The sequence below is a fragment of the Rhodococcus sp. DK176 genome, assembly GCF_038447315.2.
In the GTDB taxonomy this organism is placed as follows: domain Bacteria; phylum Actinomycetota; class Actinomycetes; order Mycobacteriales; family Mycobacteriaceae; genus Rhodococcus_F; species Rhodococcus_F jostii_A.
Window position 1 is genome coordinate 4,236,751 of the sequence record NZ_CP118321.2, and the last position, 18,023, is coordinate 4,254,773.

Genomic DNA, 18,023 nt, shown 5'->3' on the forward strand with positions numbered 1-18,023 from the left:
ATGAATCCTCGGCCGACACCCGTCGAAGCTGGTCGGTCGTGCCCTGACGTCCGCCGTGAGGACGTGTGGTTCTCCTCGCGGGGACAGCGCTGCGCGGCCTGGCTGTACCGGCGCCAATCCGAAACCCCTACGGCAGCACCCTGTGTCGTGCTCGCGCACGGTTGGAGCGGGGTGCGCGAACAGAGGCTCGACGCGTTCGCGGAACGGTTCGCGGCCGCGGGAGTCACGGCGCTGGTGTTCGACTACCGCTATTTCGGTGCCAGTGAGGGCGAACCCCGCCAACTGCTCGACATCGACAGCCAACTCGACGACTGGGACAGCGCCGTCGCGTTCGTGCGCAGCCGCCCGGACATCGACCCCAGCCGGGTCGCGCTCTGGGGTACGTCACTGTCCGGCGGGCTCGTCCTGACGGCGGCGGCGCGGGACCGGCGGGTGGCCGCGGTCGTGTCGCAGGTTCCGTACGTCGACGGTCTGACGAATCTTCCGCGACTGGGCGTGGCCGGCCTCGGCCGCATGGCGGTCGCCTACCTGCGGGACCGGTTTGCCCAGCTGCGGCACCGGCCGCCGTACATGTTTCCCGTCGTCGGGCCACCGGGTTCGTTCGCGGCCATGACCACACCCGACGCGGAGGCGGGATATCACGGGATGGATCCGCCCGGTTCGACATGGCGCAACGAGACACCGGGGCGGGTGGCGTTGCAGGCGGCGCTGTACCGGCCGACGAAAACGGTCGCGAAGATCGCCTGCCCCGTCTTCTTCGCCATCGCCGACCACGACGTCGTCACGTTCACCCGCAGCGCGCAGAAGGCCGCGGCCAAGACCCCGGGCGCCGAGGTGCACGTGTACCCGGGCGGTCATTTCGACCCCTACTTCGGCGAACTCTTCGAGCGGGTGGTCGCGGACGAGACCGACTTCCTCGTCCGCCACCTCCGTCCCGCGGCTAGCCGCTGACCGTGCCGAACTGTTCGCGCAGAACGCCTTTGATGACCTTCCCGCTGGCGTTGCGGGGCAGTTGGGGGAGGACCTCGACGAATTTGGGCCGCTTGTAGCGGGCGACCCGGCCGTCGAGCCAGTCCGCGAGGGCGTCGACCTCGAGCGCCGCCCCGGCCCGCGGGACGACGACCGCGACGGGAACCTCACCCCAGCGCTCGTCGGCCCGCCCGATCACGGCGACATCCACGATGTCCGGGTGGGCGGCCAGGGCATTCTCGACCTCGGCGCAGTAGATGTTCTCCCCACCCGAGATGATCATGTCCTTCTTGCGGTCCACCACGTACACGAACCCGTCCGAGTCCACCCGCACGAGGTCGCCGGAGTGGAACCAGCCGCCGTCGAACGCGTCCGCGGTCGCCGCGGGGTTCCGCCAGTACCCCTCCATGAGTCCCGGGCCGCGGTAGACGATCTCACCGATCTCGCCCTGCGCCACGTCGTTCATCGCCTCGTCGACCACGCGCATCGCCACGGTGTCGATCGGTTTCCCGACCGACCCGATCTTGCGCACGGCGTCCTTGCCGTCGAGCATGCACGTCACCGGAGACATCTCGGTCTGCCCGAAGAAGGCGACGATCGCGGCGTCCGGGAAGGCGGCGTACAGGCGGTCGAGGAGTGTCGGAGTGGCCGGCGCGGCTCCCCAGCCCAGCACCCGCAGGGCGAGATCCCGGCCGTCGGGGCCGGCGTCGTCGAGGATGGCCTGCCACTGGGTGGGCACCATGAACACACTGGTCACCCGCTCGCGCTCGAGCGCGTCGAGTAGCTCGGCCGCATCGAACGCACCGGTCGGGTGGATCACGATCGTGGCGCCGATCAGCAGGAACGGCCCCACGCTGCCGAGGGCGGCGATGTGGAACAGCGGGGACGAGACCAGGTTGACCTCGGACTCGGTGTCGAACAGTCGCCATCCGCGGATCAAGGTCAGCGCCTGTGCCTGCAGATTGAGGTGCGACAGCACCGCGCCCTTCGGACGACCGGTGGTGCCGGACGTGTACATGATGGCGGCGGGGGAGTCTTCCGCCACGTCCGCGATCGGGACGTCGGGATCGGCTGCGCGCAACTGCGTCTCGAGCGAGACGTCGTCGGGGGCGTTGCCGACCACGAGAACCGGCACGCTCTCGTCGACCTCCGCGGCGAGACCGGTGAGTGAATCCTCCACGACCACGACGGTGGCGTCGCTGTCGGCGACGATGAACCGCACCTCGCCGGGACTGAGCCGGAAGTTCACCGGAACCGCGATCGCACCCAGGCGAGTCGCGGCCAGCATCACCTCGAGGAACTCGGGGCGGTTGGTCAGCAGCAGCACGACGCGGTCGCCGCGGCCGACACCGTGGGCGGCGAGGACCGCCGCCGTCCGCGCACTGCGGTCCTCGAGCTCACGCCAGGTGGTCGAGGTACCCCGGAACCGGAGCGCCACCGCATCAGGTTTCGCGAACGCATGCCGGGCAACATGATTGGCCCAGTGCCTGCGCCGGGAGGCGAAGGGCTGAGCGTTCGACGTCGCTGTCATCGTGATGCCGTCAGCCGCGGCCGAACACTGCGGGTCGCTTCTCCAGGAACGCCGCGACACCTTCCTGGTAATCGGGGGCGGCGAGGAGGTCGAGCTGACCCGTGCGCTCGCGGGCGAACGCGTTGTCGAGTTCGGTGAGGGTGGCGTCGTTGACCGCGTCCTTGGTGAAGTGGAACGCCTCCGACGGTCCGTCGGCGAGACGTCGCGCGAGGGCGTCGACGGTCAGGGCGAACTCGTCGTCGGGGACCACGTCGGCGATCAACCCGGCCGCGAGAGCCTCAGCAGCGGGCAGTCGTTCGGCCAGCAGCGCCATCTTCAATGCGCGGGCGCGACCGACCGACGCGGCGACGAGTGCGGTGGCACCACCGTCCGGCATCAGGCCGACCTTCGTGAACGCGAGCAGGAAATAACTCGACGCGGTGGCGATCGTGAGGTCGCAGGCCAGGGCGAGGGACACCCCGACGCCGGCGGCGGGACCGTTGACCGCACCGATCACCGGCCGGGGGAACGCGCGAATCGTGGCCGCCGTGCGGTTCGCGGCGTCGATCGTCGAGGACGACGGCGGGCCGGAGACGTTCTCGCCCCCCAGGTCCGCACCCGTGCAGAACGCACGACCGGCGCCGGTGAGGACAGCTGCCCGCACCTCCGCGTCGCCCGCGTACTTGTCGAATGCGTCGGCGACGGCATCGAGGGTTTCGGTGGTCACGGCGTTCATGCGGGAAGGACGGTCGAGGGTGATGCGGAGGACGCCGTCGTCGACGGTCGTGTCCACGCCGGGAATGTCGGAGCTCATGGGGATCCTTGTCAGGAAGGGCGGACGGAGAGGGCGATCTTGCCGGTGGCGGAACGGGTTTCGAGCGTCCGCAGTGCGTCGCCGGCGTGTTCGAACGAGTAGGTGGTGGGCTCGGCGATCTGCAGCGCACCGGATTCGAGGAGCGGGCCCAGGGTCGCCCACTGCCTGCCCGTGTAGCCGGGGTTGGTGCGCACGTACTCGCCCCAGCCGGCCCCGAGAACGGAGATGTTACGCAGCAGAAGCCGATTGACCTTGACGGTGGGAATCTCGCCGCCGGTGAAGCCGAGGACAACCAGTCGCCCGTTGGGCGCGAGGCTGCGCAGGCTGTCGGTGAAACGGTCGCCGCCGACCGGGTCGAGAATGATGTCGACTCCGCGGCCTCCGGTGAGGTCGCGGACCCGGTCCTTCCAGCCGTCCAGGAGAACGACGTGATCGGCGCGGTTGGCCTTCGCGATGCCGGCCTTCTCCTCGGTGCTGACCACGGCGATCGTCTCGAGCCCCAGCGCGGCCGCGACCTGCAGGGCCGCGACCCCGACACCGCCTGCGGCGCCGTGCACCAGCACGGTCTCTCCGGCGCGGTAGCGGGCGCGCTCGTCGAGAGCGAAGTGCACGGTGAGGTAGTTCATCAGGAAGCCCGCCCCGGCCTCGAGCGACACCGAATCGGGCAGGGGAAACACCGAGTCCGGCTCCACCGCGACGGTCTGCTGCCATGCTCCGTCCGACGCGAGGACGGCCACCCGCTGCCCGGCACGGATACCGCTGTCCGTGGGTGCGCTGCGGACCACGCCCGCGCCCTCGACACCGAGCACGAACGGCAGTTCCCGGACGAGCTGGTAGCTGCCCGTGGTCTGCAGAAGGTCGGGAAACGACACTCCGGCGGCGTGCAGATCCACGACGACGCGGCCGGTTCCGTCGGGTTCGTCGATCTCGACGAGCTGGACTCCGGCAGGGCCGGAAGCGGTGGTCAATTGCTGGGCATACACGTGGTGATCTCCTCCGTCGGTCCCTGACTATCCATACCAGACGCAACTGAACGGGCGCTAGATAAATTCGACCATTGACCCTGCCGATGACGCCGTGGTACTAACTTTAACGAGCGATCAGTAATCATGCCGAGGCGGAGGACGAGACGTGCCAGAACAGACGGAGACGACGGAGGCAGCCGCTCTGTGGGAGCGGCGCGGAGGCATCGGCATCATCACGCTGAACCGCCCCAAGGCGCTCAATGCGGTGAACGGCGCGTTGTCGACCGCAGTGGGCAGTCTGCTCGACCAGGCCGAGAACGACCCCGAGGTGCGGGTGGTCGTCGTGACCGGGGCCGGCCGCGCGTTCTGCGCCGGCGCCGACCTCAAGGCCCTCTCCACGGGCGGGAACATCGCTGCGGAGGGGCACCCCGAATGGGGCTTCGCCGGATACGCGCAACACTGGATCAGCAAGCCGACCATCGCGGCGGTCAACGGCTTCGCCCTCGGCGGCGGCACCGAACTGGTCCTCGCCAGTGACCTCGCGGTCGTCGATGAGGAGGCGAAGCTCGGGCTTCCCGAGGTCAAGCGTGGACTGTTCGCCGCCGCCGGCGGCGTGATCCGCCTGCAGCAGCAGATCCCGAAGAAGGTCGCGCTGGAGATCGCACTCACCGGCGAACCGATCACCGCGGCGCAGGGCAAGGAACTGGGCCTGGTCAACCGTGTCGCCCCGGCAGGCACCGCCCTCGACGTCGCGCTCGAACTCGCCGAGCAGATCGCCGCGAACGCACCGCTGTCGGTGCGCGAATCGAAGGCCATGATCCACCGCACCGCAACCGAACCCGACTGGGGCGACCGGGCGTGGGAGGCGAACAACGCCGCCATCGCCACCATCTTCACCAGCGCCGACGCCAAGGAAGGCCCGACGGCGTTCGCCGAGAAGCGCCAGCCGGTCTGGCAGGGCCGCTGACCCGTGAGTAGTTGTTAACGCCCCGCGGTTAATAAGTACTCACAGGCGGCGCAGCCGCACACTTTCTCCTCCTCGAAAGGGAACATCATGACCAACGCTGTCATCGTGGACGTCGTCCGCCTCGCCTCCGGTAAGGGCAAACCCGGCGGTGCGCTGTCGGGCACCCACCCGGTGGAACTGCTCGCGCACGTGCTGCGCACCATCGTCGAACGCAACGGCATCGACCCCGCACAGGTCGACGACGTCATCGGCGGCTGCGTCGGGCAGGCAGGCGAGCAGGCCCTCAACATCTCCCGGACCGCGGTGCTGTCGGCGGGATTCCCGGATTCGGTTCCGGCCACCACCGTCGACCGCCAGTGCGGCTCGAGCCAGCAGGCGGCGCACTTCGCCGCGCAGGGCGTGATCGCCGGCGCCTACGACATCGTGATCGCCTGCGGTGTGGAGTCGATGTCCCGCGTTCCGATGGGCACGACGACCATCGGTCAGGACGCGTCCGGCCCGGGTATCGCCGCCCGCTACCCCGAGGGACTCGTCAACCAGGGCATCTCCGCCGAACTGATCGCCGCCAAGTGGAAGTTCGACCGCGACACCCTCGACGCATTCTCCGCGCAGTCGCATCAGCGTGCCGCCGACGCCCTGTCGAAGGGCCTGTTCGACAAGGAGATCGTCCCGATCTCGGTGACCAACGCCGCCGGTGAGACGGTGACGCATACCGCCGACGAGACCGTGCGCGCCTCCACCACCGCCGAGGGACTGTCCGGGCTGAAGTCGTCGTTCTACTCCGAGAAGTACGCGGCCCGGTTCCCCGAGGCGCAGTGGCACATCACCCCGGGCAACTCGTCGCCGCTGACCGACGGCGCGTCCGCGGCGCTGATCATGAGCGAAGAGATGGCGTCGAAGCTGGGGCTGACCCCGCGGGCCCGGTTCCACTCGTTCGCCGTTGCCGGTGACGATCCGGTCTTCATGCTCACCGCGCCGATCCCGGCGACCAAGAAGATCCTCGCGAAGTCGGGGTTGAGCATCGACGACATCGACGCCTACGAGGTCAACGAGGCGTTCGCGCCGGTGCCGCTGGCGTGGGCGCACGAGTTCGGGGCCGACCCGGCCAAGCTCAACCCGTGGGGCGGCGCCATCGCGCTCGGACACGCCCTCGGCTCGTCGGGCACCCGCCTGCTCAGCACCCTCGTCAACAACCTCGAGGCCACCGGCGGACGCTACGGCCTGCAGACCATGTGCGAGGGCGCGGGCATGGCCAACGCCACCATCATCGAACGCATCTGACCCACCTCCCCGAAAAACCCTGCTTCCGAAAGGTATAGACATGATCGTCAACGACAGCGTCGCACTCGTCACCGGCGGTGCCTCGGGCCTCGGCCTGGCCACCACCAAGGCCCTGCTCGCCGACGGCGCCAGCGTCGTCATCATCGACCTGCCCTCGTCCAACGGTGAGACCGTCGCCAAGGAACTCGGCGACCGCGTGCGCTTCGCTGCCGGCGACGTCACCAGCGAGGCCGACGTGTCCGCCGCACTCGATGTCGCGGAGTCGCTCGGACCGCTGCGTGTCGCCGTGAACTGCGCCGGCATCGGCAACGCCATCAAGACCGTGAGCAAGAACGGCGCGTTCCCCCTGGCCGACTTCACCAAGATCGTCACCGTCAACCTGATCGGCACGTTCAACGTGATCCGCCTTGCCGCCGAGCGCATCTCGAAGAACGAGCCGATCGACGGCGAGCGCGGCGTCATCATCAACACCGCCTCCGTCGCCGCATACGAGGGCCAGATCGGTCAGGCCGCGTACTCCGCATCCAAGGGCGGCGTCGTCGGCATGACCCTGCCGATCGCCCGCGACCTCGCGTCGCTGCTGATCCGCGTCAACACGATCGCGCCCGGCCTGTTCAAGACGCCGCTGCTCGGCTCCCTGCCGGAGGCCGCGCAGCAGTCGCTCGGCGGTCAGGTTCCGCACCCCTCGCGTCTCGGCGACCCGTCCGAGTACGGCGCGCTCGCCGCGCACATCGTCAGCAACCCGATGCTCAACGGCGAGACCATCCGTCTCGACGGCGCCATCCGCATGGCACCGCGCTGATCGGCGACCTGTGACTCTGCGCGAGGACGGGCCGACCATGACGGAGCCGCTGTACGCCGACTGGCGGACGTTCGAGGCCCTGCCGCTGACGCCCATCCTCGAGCAGGCATTGGATCTGTTCAACGAGAACGGTTACCACGGCACGACGGTGCGGCAGATCGCCCGTCGTGTCGGGGTGACCGTCCCCGCCCTCTACTACCACCACGAGAGCAAGGAAGCCGTTCTCGTAGCCCTGTTCGAACTGCAAATGCGCGAACTGAACGACCGCGCCGAGGCAGCCGCCCGCGAGGCCGGTGACGACGTGGTGGCGCAATTCTCCAACGTCGTCGAGGCGATCGTCCTGTACATGACGTACCGGGTGCGGCACGTCTCCCTCGACACCGAGTTGCGGCACGTCTCGGCCGACAGCCGCAGCCGCTACGCCGCGTCCCGCAAGCGGCTCGAACTGATGTTGGTCGACCTCGTCGCCGATTGCGTCGCCCGCGACGTGTTCCACAGCGGGGACGTCCCCGAGACCGTGCGCGCCCTTCTCGGGATGTGCCAGTCCATTCCGCGCTGGTACCAGCCGGGCGGGGCACTGACCCCCGAGCAGGTCGCAGGCCGCTACGTCGACATCGCCCTACACACCGTCGGGTATCTACCCGCCCACTGACATCGCGCCGGGTCCACCGAGCCGAACTCGTCCCGGCGACAAGGAGAGACCATGCAGCGCACCCTTTTCGACAAGGATCACGAAGCGTACCGGGACACCGTGCGCGAATTCCTCGCCCGCGAGATCGAGCCGAACTACGAACGGTGGGAATCCGAGCGGCTCATCGACCGCTCGGCGTGGCTGGCGGCAGGCAAGTCCGGGATCGTCGGACTCGGGGTGCCCGAGGAGTTCGGTGGCTCGGGCGTCACCGATTACCGGTTCCGGTACGTCGTCGCCGAGGAGATCGCCCGCACCGCGACGACGTCGTTCGGTTCGGGACTGTCCCTCCAGGACGACATCGCCATCCCGTACATCGTGAACCTCGGCACCGAGGAGCAGAAGCAGCGGTGGCTGCCCGGCATGGCCGCGGGCGAGCTGATCGGCGCCATCGCGATGACCGAGCCCGGTGCGGGCAGCGACCTGCAGGGCGTGAAGACCACCGCGGTGCGGGACGGCGACGAGTGGGTGATCAACGGTCAGAAGACGTTCATCACCAACGGTATTCACTCCGACCTCGTCATCGTCGTCGCGCGCACCGACCCGGGCGCCGGTTCCAAGGGCTTCTCCCTGCTCGTCGTGGAGCGGGGTATGCCCGGTTTCAGCCGTGGCCGCAAGCTGCACAAGGTCGGACTGGCCGGTCAGGACACGGCCGAGCTCGTGTTCGAGGACGTGCGGGTGCCCGCGAGCAATCTGCTCGGCACCGAGGGTCGCGGCTTCGTCCACCTCATGGAAAACCTGCCACTCGAACGTATTTCGATCGCGGTCAACGCGATCGCCGCCGCGAAGGCCGCCTACCAGTGGACGAGGGACTACGTGTTCGAGCGCAAGGCGTTCGGCAAGCCGATCGGCGATCTGCAGAACACCCGGTTCGCGCTGGCGGAGATGCTCACCGAGATCGAGGTGACCGAATCGCACATCGACCGGTGCGTACTCGCCTTGAACGCAGACGAACTCACCGCCGTCGACGCGTCGAAGGGCAAGTGGTGGGCCAGTGAACTGCAGAAGCGTGTCGTCGACCGCTGCGTCCAGTTGCACGGCGGCTACGGCTACATGATGGAGTACCCCATCGGCCGCGCGTACGTCGACAGCCGGATCCAGACGATCTACGGCGGCACCACCGAGATCATGAAGGAAATCATCGGCCGCGATATCGCGGCACGGTAGGCGGCTCCGCCGCCCGTGCGTGGTTGACGAGTCCCTGGACTCCTTAACCGCGCACGGGCGCGAAGCGCCTAGAGCAGGCGGGCTTTCGCGTCGGCGTACTCGCGTGTGAGGCGTTCGACGATCTCCGCGGCCGGGACGACGGCGTCGACGGCGCCGATGCCCTGTCCGGCGCCCCAGATGTCGCGCCAGGGCTTGGCTTCCGACTTCGCGGCGTTGTCCGCCTCCTCGCCGACACCGAAGTCCATGGCGGACGGGTCCGACACGGCGAGGTTGTACGGGTCGAGTCCGGCGGCCTCGATGCTGCCGCGCAGGTAGTTGCCGTGCACCCCGGTGAACAGGTTGGAGTAGACGATGTCGGACGCGGTGGAGTCGACGATCATCTGCTTGTAGCCCTGGTCCGCATTCGCCTCCTCGGTCGCGATGAACGCGGAGCCGACGTAGGCGAGGTCGGCGCCTGCGGCCTGCGCGGCGAGGACCGAGCGGCCGTGAGCGATGGAGCCCGACAGCAGGAGCGGCCCGTCGAACCATTCGCGGATCTCCTGGATCAACGCGAACGGCGACAGGGTGCCCGCGTGTCCGCCGGCGCCGGCCGCGACGGCGATGAGGCCGTCGGCGCCCTTCTCCACGGCCTTCTTCGCAAACTTGTTGTTGATGACGTCGTGGAGGACGATGCCGCCGTAGCTGTGGATGGCCTCGTTGACGTCGGCGCGGGCGCCGAGGGACGTGATGACGATCGGGACCTCGAACTCGACGATGGTCGCGAGGTCCTCGTCGAGGCGGTCGTTGCTCTTGTGGACGATCAGGTTGACCGCGTACGGCGCGGACGGTGTCTCCGGGTTGTTGGCGTCGTGCTTGGCGAGCTCTTCGGTGATGCGGGTGAGCCATTCACGCAACACCGGCTGCGGGCGGGCGTTGAGCGACGGGAACGATCCGACGATGCCCGAAATCGACTGGGCGATCACCAGGTCGGGACCCGAGACGATGAACATCGGCGACGCGACCACGGGCAGGCGAAGCCGGTCTTGCAGGATGGGGGGCAGGCTCATGAATTTCTCCTTGATGCAGTGGTTTACGACTGGGAGAGCTGGGCGGCCATCAGCGGGATGAGCGCCTGCAGGCCTTTCACGGGGCGGACCATCACCTTGAACGACGTGATCTGGTCGCGGTCGTTCCAGTGGACGAGGTCGATGCCGTTGACGTGGATGCCGTCGAGTTCGGTGGCGAATTCCAGGACCGCCGAACGGTCGCCGTACCACTCCTCGACGTAGTGGAAACCGGTGCCGTCGAAGACGGTCAGGGCGGCGCGGAGGTACGCGAGGACCTTCGCCTTCCCTTCCTGCGGAGTGAACACGGCGGGGGAGGAGAACACGGCGTCGTCCGCGATCAGGGCGTCGAGGGCGGTGAGGTCGCGATGGTCGACGACGTGGTGCCAGCGGTCGACGACGCGGGGGCGGGCCGGTAGTTCGGCGGTCATCCGCGGAACGCCGGGGTCGGGAGGTCTTCGCCGAACACGTCCGGCAGGTCGTCGCGCACGCTGTCGGGGAACACGGCCGGTCGTTTCTCGAGGAACGCGGAGATGCCTTCGCGCGCGTCCGGTCCGATGCCGCGGATGTTGATCCCGCGTGTCTCGACGCGGTGCGCGATCATCGGGTGCTCGGCGCCGAGCGCCCGCCACATCATCTGGCGCGACAGCGCCACCGACACCGGGGCGGAGTGCTCGGTCAGGCTCCGGGCCAGCGCGTACGCCTCGTCGAGCAGGGACTCGCGGGGAAAGAGCTTGTACACGAGGCCGGCGTCGAACGCTTCCGTGGCGGGGAACACCCGGCCGGAGTACACCCAGTCGAGCGCCGTCTGCAGGGGGACGAGGCGGGGCAGGAACCAGGTCGAGCAGGATTCGGGGACGATGCCGCGCCGGTTGAAGACGAATCCGATGCGGGCGTCGTCGGCGGCGAGGCGGAAGTCGGCGGCGAGGGTCATCGTGATGCCCACTCCCACTGCCGGTCCGTTGATCGCGGCGATGATCGGCTTGCGGGATTCGAACATCCGGAGCACCACGCGACCGCCACCGTCGCGGCGGGAGTCGGCTCCCTCGTCCTCGTCCTGCCAGTGATCGAACGTGGCGGCCCCGGCGGACAGGTCTGCGCCCGCACAGAACGCTCGTCCGGCTCCGGTGAGCACGATCGCCCGGACGGAATCGTCCGCGTCGAGTTGGTCGTAGGCGGCAATCAGCTCGTTCTCCATGGTGGTGGTGAACGCGTTGAGCTGGTCGGGCCGGTTCAGGGTGATCGTCGCGATGCCGTCCGCGACGGCGAGTCCGATGTGATCCACCGCCCCAGCATGACATTGTTACCGAACGATCGCTAGAGCGGGTTCTGTGACGGGACCCACTACCCTGGAGTGGTCGTGTGACGATCGGATCGGGGACGGAGACCGAGGGATGTGCGCTGCAAAGGTGGCCGCCGTGGCAACGGGTACCGGGCGGCAGGTGATCCTCGACTCCGCGGTGGCCAACATGAACGAACGCGGCTATCACGGCACGTCCATGCGCGACATCGCCCGCGGCGCCGACATCACCGTCGCCTCGATCTACCACCACTTCGCGTCGAAGCAGGAGATCCTGCAGGACATCATGGTGCGCGCACTCCACGACGCCATCGCGATGACCCGCGGTGCCCTGCTGCGCTCGGGTGGCGCCCCCGCCGACCAGTTGCAGGCGCTGATGCGGGCGTGGGTCATGTTCCACACCACCCGGCAACTGGACGCAATGGTCGGCGCCACCGAGATACGCAGCCTCGACGACGCCGGCCGCCGGCTCGTCGTCGCCCTCCGCGACGAACAGGAGCACCTCTTCCGCGACGTCGTCGAGCGTGGTGTCGAGGAGGGCGACTTCGCGACCGAATTCCCGCGGGACGCCGTCCGCGGCATCATCAACATGGGTCAATCGGTGTGCACGTGGTGGCACGCCGACGGTCCGCTGAAGCCCGAGGAACTCGCCGAGCGCTACGCCGACCTCGCCCTGGCGATGGTGAAACCGACCGTCTGATCGCCGTGGCCGCAGCCCGGGCAGAATCGGGGTAGCGGGTGTCGCGGAAACGGAGCGTGAGATGAAGTTCGCCAGACGGCTCGACGCTCTCCAGCAGAAGTACCCGGCGATGGGCTTCCCGATCGCCGTCACGTACAAATTCCTCGACGACCAGGGTGTGTACCTCGCGGCGTTGATCGCCTACTACGGGTTCATCTCACTGTTTCCCCTCCTGCTTCTGCTCTCGACGGTGCTCGGGTTCGTGCTGTCGGGGCATCCGGAATTGCAGCAGGACATCATCGACTCGGCGCTGAGCCAGTTCCCGGTCATCGGCGCCGACCTGGCGGACCCGCACCGGATCGGCGGCGGGGTGACCGGCCTGGTGATCGGACTCGTCGGCGCCCTCTACGGCGGCCTCGGGGTGGCACTGGCCAGCCAGAACGCGATGAACACGGCGTGGTCGGTACCCCGCAACATGCGGCCCGATCCCATTCGCGGCCGGCTGCGGGGTCTGCTGCTACTCGGCACGATCGGTCTCGCCGTCCTCGGCACGGCCGCGGTGGCAGCGGTCGGCGCCGCGACGCACCTGTCCGGATCGTTCACCGTGCTTCTCATGCTCGCCGCGATCACGATCAACTCGGCGATCTTCATCCTTGCCTTTCGGCTCGCCACTGCCCGGCCGCTGTCCGTCGCCGACGTCGCGCCCGGCGCCGTCGCAGCAGCCGTGGTGTGGCAGGTGCTCCAATCGTTCGGGGCGTACTACGTGAGCAAGGTGGTCAGCACGGCGTCCGTGACGAACGGGGTGTTCGCCGTCGTGCTGGGGTTGCTGGCGTTCCTCTTCCTCGCCGCCGCGGCGATCGTGGTGTGTGTGGAGATCAACGTCGTCCGCGTCGACCGGCTGCACCCCCGGGCGCTGCTCGGGCCCTTCACGGACAAGGCCGACCTCGTGGAGGGCGACAAACGGACGTTCACCGACCAGGCGAAGGCGCAACGCGCGGTACCGCACGAGGGCATCCACGTCACGTTCGACGAAGTTTCTGCGAAGATGGACAGGCCTGGGCCGCCGTCGAAGGAGGAACGATGACCGATCCGATCTTCGACAAGTCGGAGCAACTGAAACAGGTCCAGCAGGGCATCCTTCCCGGCGAGACGATCATCGCCGTGTACGACTGCATCGGCGCGGGTACCGGCTTCCTCGGGATCACGAACCTCCGCGTCGTCATCCAGGACAAGAGCTTCGTCGGCAAGCGCACCGCGATCACGTCCATCCCGTACAAGAACATCCGCTCGGTCTCGTTCCTTAGCAACAAGTCGTGGGCCGGCCAGTTCTTCTCCTCCAGCAGCATCGCCGTCAACGTCGCCGACACCACGTACGAGGCCGACTTCCGTGGCATGGACAAGGCCCACCACGTGCACACGGTCATCCTCGAACACATCACGTGACGTAGGTCGCTCTGCTCCGGTGCGTCGCCCCAGGTCACGGCGACGCACCCACACACCGCGCCGGTGAGTGGAATCACCCCCGCGTGAATTGTCAATTCGGTTGCAGCCTCGCCCATACTGGTACGAGCCGGTGTGCCACTATCTCGGCCCGGTTCATCCTCAGGCGAGTCCATTGGACGTGCTCGCCGATCCTACGATCAGCCCGACGGGAGTCTTGCTGCCATGACGCCGCCTGCAGTTCACCTCACCGAACCTGCGGTCACCGCTCGTCCGTCTCTGCGTCCGCGGATTCCGTCACCGAGTCGGCGGGGCGCGATGCTGGCGCTTGCCCTCGGCGGGTTCGGTATCGGCACAACGGAATTCGCGTCCATGGGCCTGCTGCCCGCGATGGCCGCGGGGACCGGGGTGTCGGAGCCGGTGGCCGGGCACTTCGTCTCCGCGTACGCGCTCGGCGTCGTCGTCGGGGCGCCCACGATCGCGGCGCTGGCCGCGCGCGTCGAGCGGCGCACGCTACTCATCGCGTTGATGGCCACGTTCGTCGTCGGCAATCTCGCTACCGCCCTCGCCCCCGGGTACGAGTCGCTGCTGGCCGCCCGGTTCCTCGCCGGGCTGCCCCACGGTGCGTACTTCGGGGTCGCAGCGTTGGTCGCCGCGCACCTAGCGGAACCGGGCAAGCGTGCCAAAGCGGTCGCGACCGTGATGATGGGTCTGTCGGTCGCGAATGTGGTCGGGGTGCCTGCGACGGCGTTCTTCGGCCAGATCCTGGGCTGGCGGTCCGCGTTCGTGCTCGTGGTGATCATCGGAATCGTGACGCTGGTGGCGCTGGCACGTCTGGTCCCGCCGCTGGCCGGGGTGCACGTGAGCAACCCGGTGGCCGAACTCGGGGCACTGAGCCGGGTGCAGGTGTGGATGACGCTGATCTTCGCGACGGTCGGGTTCGGCGGCTCGTTCGCGGTGTACACGTACATCAGTTCGACGCTCACCGACGTGTCCGGGTTGCCGCACGCGATGGTTCCGGTGGCGTTGATGCTGTTCGGTTCGGGGATGATCCTCGGTAACGTCGTGGGTGGCCGCATCGCCGACAACGCGGTGGTCCCCGGGCTGTTCGGGTGCATGATCGCCCTGATCTGCGTCCTGGCCCTGTTCATCGTCGCCGCACACAACCCGGTGACGGCGCTGATCGTGCTGTTCTTCATCGGGATGGCGGTGACGGCGATCTTCCCGGCCGTCCAGTCGCGGCTGATGGACGCGGCGGGTGACGCGAAGACCCTGGCGTCGACGCTGATCCACGGCGCGTTCAACCTCGCCAACGCGGGTGGCGCGTGGATCGGAGGCGTCGTGATCGCGGCCGGATACGGCTACACCGCCCCGGCCGCCGTCGGCGCCCTCCTCGGCGTCGCCGGACTGATCGTCCTCACGATCGCGGTCCTCCTCGACCGCCGGCGCCGGCACGAACCGGCCGCCGACGGCTGACGGTTCAGGCGTGAACCCCGGCGGCGTACCGATCTCGTAGCGTGCCCTTGACGAGTTTCCCGGTGGGGGTTCGGGGGAGGTCGTCGCTGAACACGACGTTCCGCGGCACCTTGAACCGGGCGAGCCGTCCCCGCACGTGGTCGAGGAGTTCATCGGCCAGCGCGTCGTCCCCGATCACACCCGGAACGGTCTGGACCACGGCCAGCACCGATTCCCCCATCTCCTCGTCGGGGATCCCGATCACCGCGACGTCGAGGACGGCGGGGTGTTCGGTGAGGGTGTTCTCGATCTCCTGCGGATAGATGTTGACGCCGCCGGAGATGATCATGAACGACTTCCGGTCGGTGAGGAACAGATACCCGTCCTCGTCGAGGTAGCCGACGTCGCCGGTGGTGGTCCACGTCGGGTGCTGTGGGTGCTGGGCGTCGCGGGTCTTCGCGGGGGCATTGTGATATTCGAACGGCAGGGTGTCCCGCTCGAAGTAGAGGGTGCCGATCTCGCCCGGTGCGAGGTCGGCACCGTCGTCGCCGCAGATGTGGGCGACGCCGAGCGCGGCGCGGCCGACGGTTCCGGGCTTGCGGAGCCATTCGTCCGAATTCACGAGGGTCATGCCGTTGAGTTCGGTGGACGAGTAGTACTCCGACAGGATCGGACCCCACCACTCGATCATCTGCCGCTTCACCTCCACCGGGCACGGGGCCGCGGCGTGAACGGCGACGCGCAGGCTGGAGACGTCGTACTTCTCCCGGGTCTCGGCGGGCAACTTCAGCATGCGGACGAACATCGTGGGCACCCACTGGCTGTAGGTGACGCGGTACTGCTCGATGTACGCGAGCGCCTTCTCGGCGTCGAAGCGGTCCATCACGACGACGGTGCCGCCGAGGGCCTGCACCGACGCGCAGGTGCGGAGAGGTGCCGCGTGATACAGCGGGGCGGGTGAGAGGTAGACGGTGTCCGGCGTGACTCCCCACACCGTCGCGTTCATACCGGTCATCGTGTCGCCGGGTTCGTGGATCTGACGTACGGGCAGTTCCGGTTTGATGCCCTTCGGGCGGCCGGTGGTGCCGGACGAATACAGCATGTCCGCCCCGCGGGGCTGGTCGGGGAGCGGGACGTCCGACTCCGCGGCGGCGGCCCGGTCGAGCGAGTTGTAGCCGGGAATGGTTCCCCCGAACGCGAGCCGGTGCTCGGTGGCCGGGGTGAGGGCGGTGAGGTCATGCGCAACCGCGTCGAGTGCGGCGTCGACGATCAACGCCTTGGCACCGCAATCCTCGACGATGTAGGCGATCTCGGGTGGCGTGAGGTGCCAGTTCGCCATCGTGAGATAGAGACCGGAACGCATTGCCGCCCAATAGATGTCGAAGATCGCGGGAGTGTTCGTGGCCAGCACCGCGACGTGATCTCCGCGGCGCAGACCGAGGGCGTGCAGGTGGCGGGCGATCCGGATCGAGCGGGACTCGAGGTCGGCGAAGGTGACCGTCTGCCCGGTGCCCGCCATGATCACGGCCGGCTTGTCGGGGGTGGTGGCAGCGTGAGCGCCGGGATACATGGTTACTCCGATTCGTGAGGGATCTCGAGGGGGGACACTGTCCGGCCGTCAGCCGAGTTGCTCCTGCGCGACCTTGGACCGGCGGGCCACACCGGCTACCGAGATCAGTCCGATCACCGCAGCGACGATCACGAAAACGGCAGGGGAGAGGACGTTTCCGGTCTTCTCCACCAGCCAGACGGCGACGAACGGGGCGGTGCCACCGGCGATGACGACGCCGAGGTTCCAGCCCATGGCGACACCGGTGAAGCGGACGTCCTTGTCGAACAGCAGCGGCATCAGCGTGTACGAACCGACCTGGGTTCCGACGGTGTTGACCATGATCAGCAGGTACGCGATCGCGGCGATCCACAGGCTGTGGTGCATGACGGCCATGGCGGGGTAGGTGATGATCGCGAATCCGGCGAGGCTGATCACGGTGAACCGCAACCGCCCGATGCGGTCGGCGAGCATGCCCCCGAGCGGCATCGCGAGCGCGACGACACCGATGACCGCGGTCGCGATCCAGTAGACCGGGGTGCGTTCGTAGCCGAGGCTCTTCATGAGATGGATGCTCATGTAGGTGAGGCCGATGTACGCGGTTCCGTTGCACGCCAGACTGATTCCGACCGACTGCAGGAGGGCGAGCGGCTGCCGCCGGAAGACGGCGACGACGGGCGCCTGGACCGGCCCGGAATCGGTGTCCTCACCGTGGGTTTCCTCGACCCGGGTGCGGGCCCACAGGCAGAGCAGCGTCAGCGGCAACGCGAGCAGGAACGGGACCCGCCATCCCCAGCTCTCGAGTTGCGCGTCGGTGGTCAACGCCGACACCGTGCCCGCGACCGCTGCGGCCATCGCGAATCCCATCGTGGATCCGAGCGGGGTGAACGCCCCGTAGGTGGCCTTGAGATGCCGCGGCGCGGATTCGGAGATGAACGTGGCCGAGCCGCCGACCTCGCCGCCTGCCGAAAATCCCTGGACCATCCGCACGACGACGAGCAGCACGGTGGCCCAGATCCCCGCTTGCGCGTGGGTGGGCAGGAATCCCATCGCCATGCTGCCGAGGCCCATGCAGACGAGCGTCGCGAGGAGGGCCTTCTTCCGCCCGAGCCGGTCGCCGATGTGCCCGAAAACGATGCCCCCGAGCGGACGCATGAGGTACGCGGTGCCGAACACGGCGAGTGCGGACAGCAGCGCGGTGGCCGGGTCGCTGCTGGGGAAGAAGAGCGGGGCCATCACGATCGCGAGGTAGCCGTACAGGCTGAAGTCGTAGTACTCGATCAGGGTGCCCACGCCGCCCGCGATCGCGGCGCGGCGCGCTCGGATGCGGTCTTCGGTCCGCCATTCGGTGGCGGCAGCAGACCCGGTCAACTGGTCCGTCATTGGTGTCCTGA

General features: G+C 68.3%; 18 protein-coding genes. 10 read left to right on the forward strand and 8 right to left on the reverse strand.

All coding sequences use genetic code 11. From position 1 onward, the window contains the following. Entirely contained in the window at positions 1-951 is a 951-nt protein-coding gene (locus tag PSR88_RS20055; RefSeq protein ID WP_016884365.1) for an alpha/beta hydrolase, read from the forward strand. Here PSR88_RS20055 and PSR88_RS20060 read toward each other — a convergent pair. From PSR88_RS20060 to PSR88_RS20070, 3 genes are read right to left on the reverse strand one after another with little or no spacing between them, the layout of a single operon-like run. Then, on the reverse strand, positions 941-2,500 hold the full coding sequence (locus PSR88_RS20060) for a long-chain-fatty-acid--CoA ligase (RefSeq protein ID WP_029539678.1): 1,560 nt from the start codon (positions 2,498-2,500) through the stop codon (positions 941-943). The two genes, PSR88_RS20055 and PSR88_RS20060, sit on opposite strands and share 11 nt — an antisense overlap. Positions 2,501-2,510: 10 nt before the next feature. Then, positions 2,511-3,293, reverse strand: coding sequence for an enoyl-CoA hydratase (locus PSR88_RS20065; RefSeq protein WP_016884367.1), 783 nt, complete (start codon positions 3,291-3,293; stop codon positions 2,511-2,513). Between the two features lie 11 nt (positions 3,294-3,304). Continuing rightward, a complete protein-coding gene (locus tag PSR88_RS20070; protein ID WP_016884368.1) occupies positions 3,305-4,276 on the reverse strand; it encodes an NADPH:quinone oxidoreductase family protein in 972 nt (323 codons plus the stop codon). A 148-nt stretch (positions 4,277-4,424) separates the two neighbouring features. On the opposite strand from PSR88_RS20070, the gene PSR88_RS20075 reads away from it, so the two are divergent. The 5 genes from PSR88_RS20075 to PSR88_RS20095 all read left to right on the forward strand — a co-directional run bounded on the left by PSR88_RS20075 (position 4,425) and on the right by PSR88_RS20095 (position 9,163). Beyond that, positions 4,425-5,225 (forward strand): crotonase/enoyl-CoA hydratase family protein, encoded by an 801-nt coding sequence (locus PSR88_RS20075; protein ID WP_016884369.1) that lies wholly within the window; start codon positions 4,425-4,427, stop codon positions 5,223-5,225. Between the two features lie 87 nt (positions 5,226-5,312). Continuing rightward, entirely contained in the window at positions 5,313-6,506 is a 1,194-nt protein-coding gene (locus PSR88_RS20080) for a thiolase family protein (RefSeq protein WP_016884370.1), read from the forward strand. A 40-nt stretch (positions 6,507-6,546) separates the two neighbouring features. Further along, positions 6,547-7,308 (forward strand): 3-hydroxyacyl-CoA dehydrogenase, encoded by a 762-nt coding sequence (locus PSR88_RS20085; protein ID WP_005264856.1) that lies wholly within the window; start codon positions 6,547-6,549, stop codon positions 7,306-7,308. A gap of 37 nt (positions 7,309-7,345) precedes the next feature. Next, positions 7,346-7,960: a TetR/AcrR family transcriptional regulator gene (locus tag PSR88_RS20090; RefSeq protein WP_016884371.1), complete on the forward strand. Its 615-nt coding sequence runs from the start codon at positions 7,346-7,348 to the stop codon at positions 7,958-7,960. 51 nt (positions 7,961-8,011) lie between these two features. Next, positions 8,012-9,163 carry an acyl-CoA dehydrogenase family protein gene (locus PSR88_RS20095; protein ID WP_016884372.1) on the forward strand — a complete coding sequence of 384 codons (1,152 nt, stop codon included), beginning with the start codon at positions 8,012-8,014 and terminating at the stop codon, positions 9,161-9,163. Between the two features lie 68 nt (positions 9,164-9,231). On the opposite strand, the gene PSR88_RS20100 is transcribed toward PSR88_RS20095, so the two are convergent. Genes PSR88_RS20100 through PSR88_RS20110 form a run of 3 tightly spaced genes read right to left on the reverse strand, consistent with a single transcriptional unit; the run spans position 9,232 to position 11,491 of the window. Next, positions 9,232-10,209 carry an NAD(P)H-dependent flavin oxidoreductase gene (locus PSR88_RS20100; RefSeq protein ID WP_016884373.1) on the reverse strand — a complete coding sequence of 326 codons (978 nt, stop codon included), beginning with the start codon at positions 10,207-10,209 and terminating at the stop codon, positions 9,232-9,234. A 23-nt stretch (positions 10,210-10,232) separates the two neighbouring features. Next, on the reverse strand, positions 10,233-10,637 hold the full coding sequence (locus PSR88_RS20105) for a nuclear transport factor 2 family protein (protein ID WP_016884374.1): 405 nt from the start codon (positions 10,635-10,637) through the stop codon (positions 10,233-10,235). Beyond that, positions 10,634-11,491, reverse strand: a complete 858-nt coding sequence (locus tag PSR88_RS20110) for a crotonase/enoyl-CoA hydratase family protein (protein WP_016884375.1) — start codon at positions 11,489-11,491, stop codon at positions 10,634-10,636. The genes PSR88_RS20105 and PSR88_RS20110 overlap by 4 nt, the downstream gene beginning before the upstream one ends. A gap of 109 nt (positions 11,492-11,600) precedes the next feature. On the opposite strand from PSR88_RS20110, the gene PSR88_RS20115 reads away from it, so the two are divergent. The 4 genes from PSR88_RS20115 (at position 11,601) to PSR88_RS20130 (ending at position 15,101) form a co-directional block, all read left to right on the forward strand. Further along, a complete protein-coding gene (locus PSR88_RS20115; protein WP_011596490.1) occupies positions 11,601-12,206 on the forward strand; it encodes a TetR/AcrR family transcriptional regulator in 606 nt (201 codons plus the stop codon). 61 nt (positions 12,207-12,267) lie between these two features. Then, entirely contained in the window at positions 12,268-13,269 is a 1,002-nt protein-coding gene (locus PSR88_RS20120) for a YihY/virulence factor BrkB family protein (RefSeq protein WP_016884376.1), read from the forward strand. Then, positions 13,266-13,628 (forward strand): PH domain-containing protein, encoded by a 363-nt coding sequence (locus PSR88_RS20125; protein ID WP_009477040.1) that lies wholly within the window; start codon positions 13,266-13,268, stop codon positions 13,626-13,628. The genes PSR88_RS20120 and PSR88_RS20125 overlap by 4 nt, the downstream gene beginning before the upstream one ends. A 222-nt stretch (positions 13,629-13,850) precedes the next feature. Next, the gene (locus PSR88_RS20130) at positions 13,851-15,101 is read left to right on the forward strand and encodes an MFS transporter (RefSeq protein WP_011596491.1); all 1,251 of its coding nucleotides are present in this window, start codon (positions 13,851-13,853) and stop codon (positions 15,099-15,101) included. A 4-nt stretch (positions 15,102-15,105) separates the two neighbouring features. Here PSR88_RS20130 and PSR88_RS20135 read toward each other — a convergent pair whose 3' ends face one another. Further along, positions 15,106-16,650: an acyl-CoA synthetase gene (locus PSR88_RS20135; RefSeq protein ID WP_016884377.1), complete on the reverse strand. Its 1,545-nt coding sequence runs from the start codon at positions 16,648-16,650 to the stop codon at positions 15,106-15,108. 48 nt (positions 16,651-16,698) lie between these two features. Continuing rightward, complete coding sequence (locus PSR88_RS20140) at positions 16,699-18,012, reverse strand: MFS transporter (protein WP_016884378.1); 1,314 nt, start codon at positions 18,010-18,012, stop codon at positions 16,699-16,701. Positions 18,013-18,023 lie beyond the last annotated feature (11 nt).

Excerpts from the sequence above, each read along its gene's own strand:
- PSR88_RS20060 (WP_029539678.1), bottom strand. The coding sequence starts at position 2,500 with ATGACAGCGACGTCGAACGCTCAGCCCTTCGCCTCCCGGCGCAGGCAC.
- PSR88_RS20080 (WP_016884370.1), top strand. The coding sequence starts at position 5,313 with ATGACCAACGCTGTCATCGTGGACGTCGTCCGCCTCGCCTCCGGTAAG.
- PSR88_RS20135 (WP_016884377.1), bottom strand. The coding sequence starts at position 16,650 with ATGTATCCCGGCGCTCACGCTGCCACCACCCCCGACAAGCCGGCCGTG.
- PSR88_RS20065 (WP_016884367.1), bottom strand. The coding sequence starts at position 3,293 with ATGAGCTCCGACATTCCCGGCGTGGACACGACCGTCGACGACGGCGTC.
- PSR88_RS20090 (WP_016884371.1), top strand. The coding sequence starts at position 7,346 with ATGACGGAGCCGCTGTACGCCGACTGGCGGACGTTCGAGGCCCTGCCG.
- PSR88_RS20055 (WP_016884365.1), top strand. The coding sequence starts at position 1 with ATGAATCCTCGGCCGACACCCGTCGAAGCTGGTCGGTCGTGCCCTGAC.
- PSR88_RS20085 (WP_005264856.1), top strand. The coding sequence starts at position 6,547 with ATGATCGTCAACGACAGCGTCGCACTCGTCACCGGCGGTGCCTCGGGC.
- PSR88_RS20100 (WP_016884373.1), bottom strand. The coding sequence starts at position 10,209 with ATGAGCCTGCCCCCCATCCTGCAAGACCGGCTTCGCCTGCCCGTGGTC.
- PSR88_RS20140 (WP_016884378.1), bottom strand. The coding sequence starts at position 18,012 with ATGACGGACCAGTTGACCGGGTCTGCTGCCGCCACCGAATGGCGGACC.
- PSR88_RS20105 (WP_016884374.1), bottom strand. The coding sequence starts at position 10,637 with ATGACCGCCGAACTACCGGCCCGCCCCCGCGTCGTCGACCGCTGGCAC.
- PSR88_RS20120 (WP_016884376.1), top strand. The coding sequence starts at position 12,268 with ATGAAGTTCGCCAGACGGCTCGACGCTCTCCAGCAGAAGTACCCGGCG.
- PSR88_RS20125 (WP_009477040.1), top strand. The coding sequence starts at position 13,266 with ATGACCGATCCGATCTTCGACAAGTCGGAGCAACTGAAACAGGTCCAG.
- PSR88_RS20095 (WP_016884372.1), top strand. The coding sequence starts at position 8,012 with ATGCAGCGCACCCTTTTCGACAAGGATCACGAAGCGTACCGGGACACC.
- PSR88_RS20130 (WP_011596491.1), top strand. The coding sequence starts at position 13,851 with ATGACGCCGCCTGCAGTTCACCTCACCGAACCTGCGGTCACCGCTCGT.
- PSR88_RS20115 (WP_011596490.1), top strand. The coding sequence starts at position 11,601 with ATGTGCGCTGCAAAGGTGGCCGCCGTGGCAACGGGTACCGGGCGGCAG.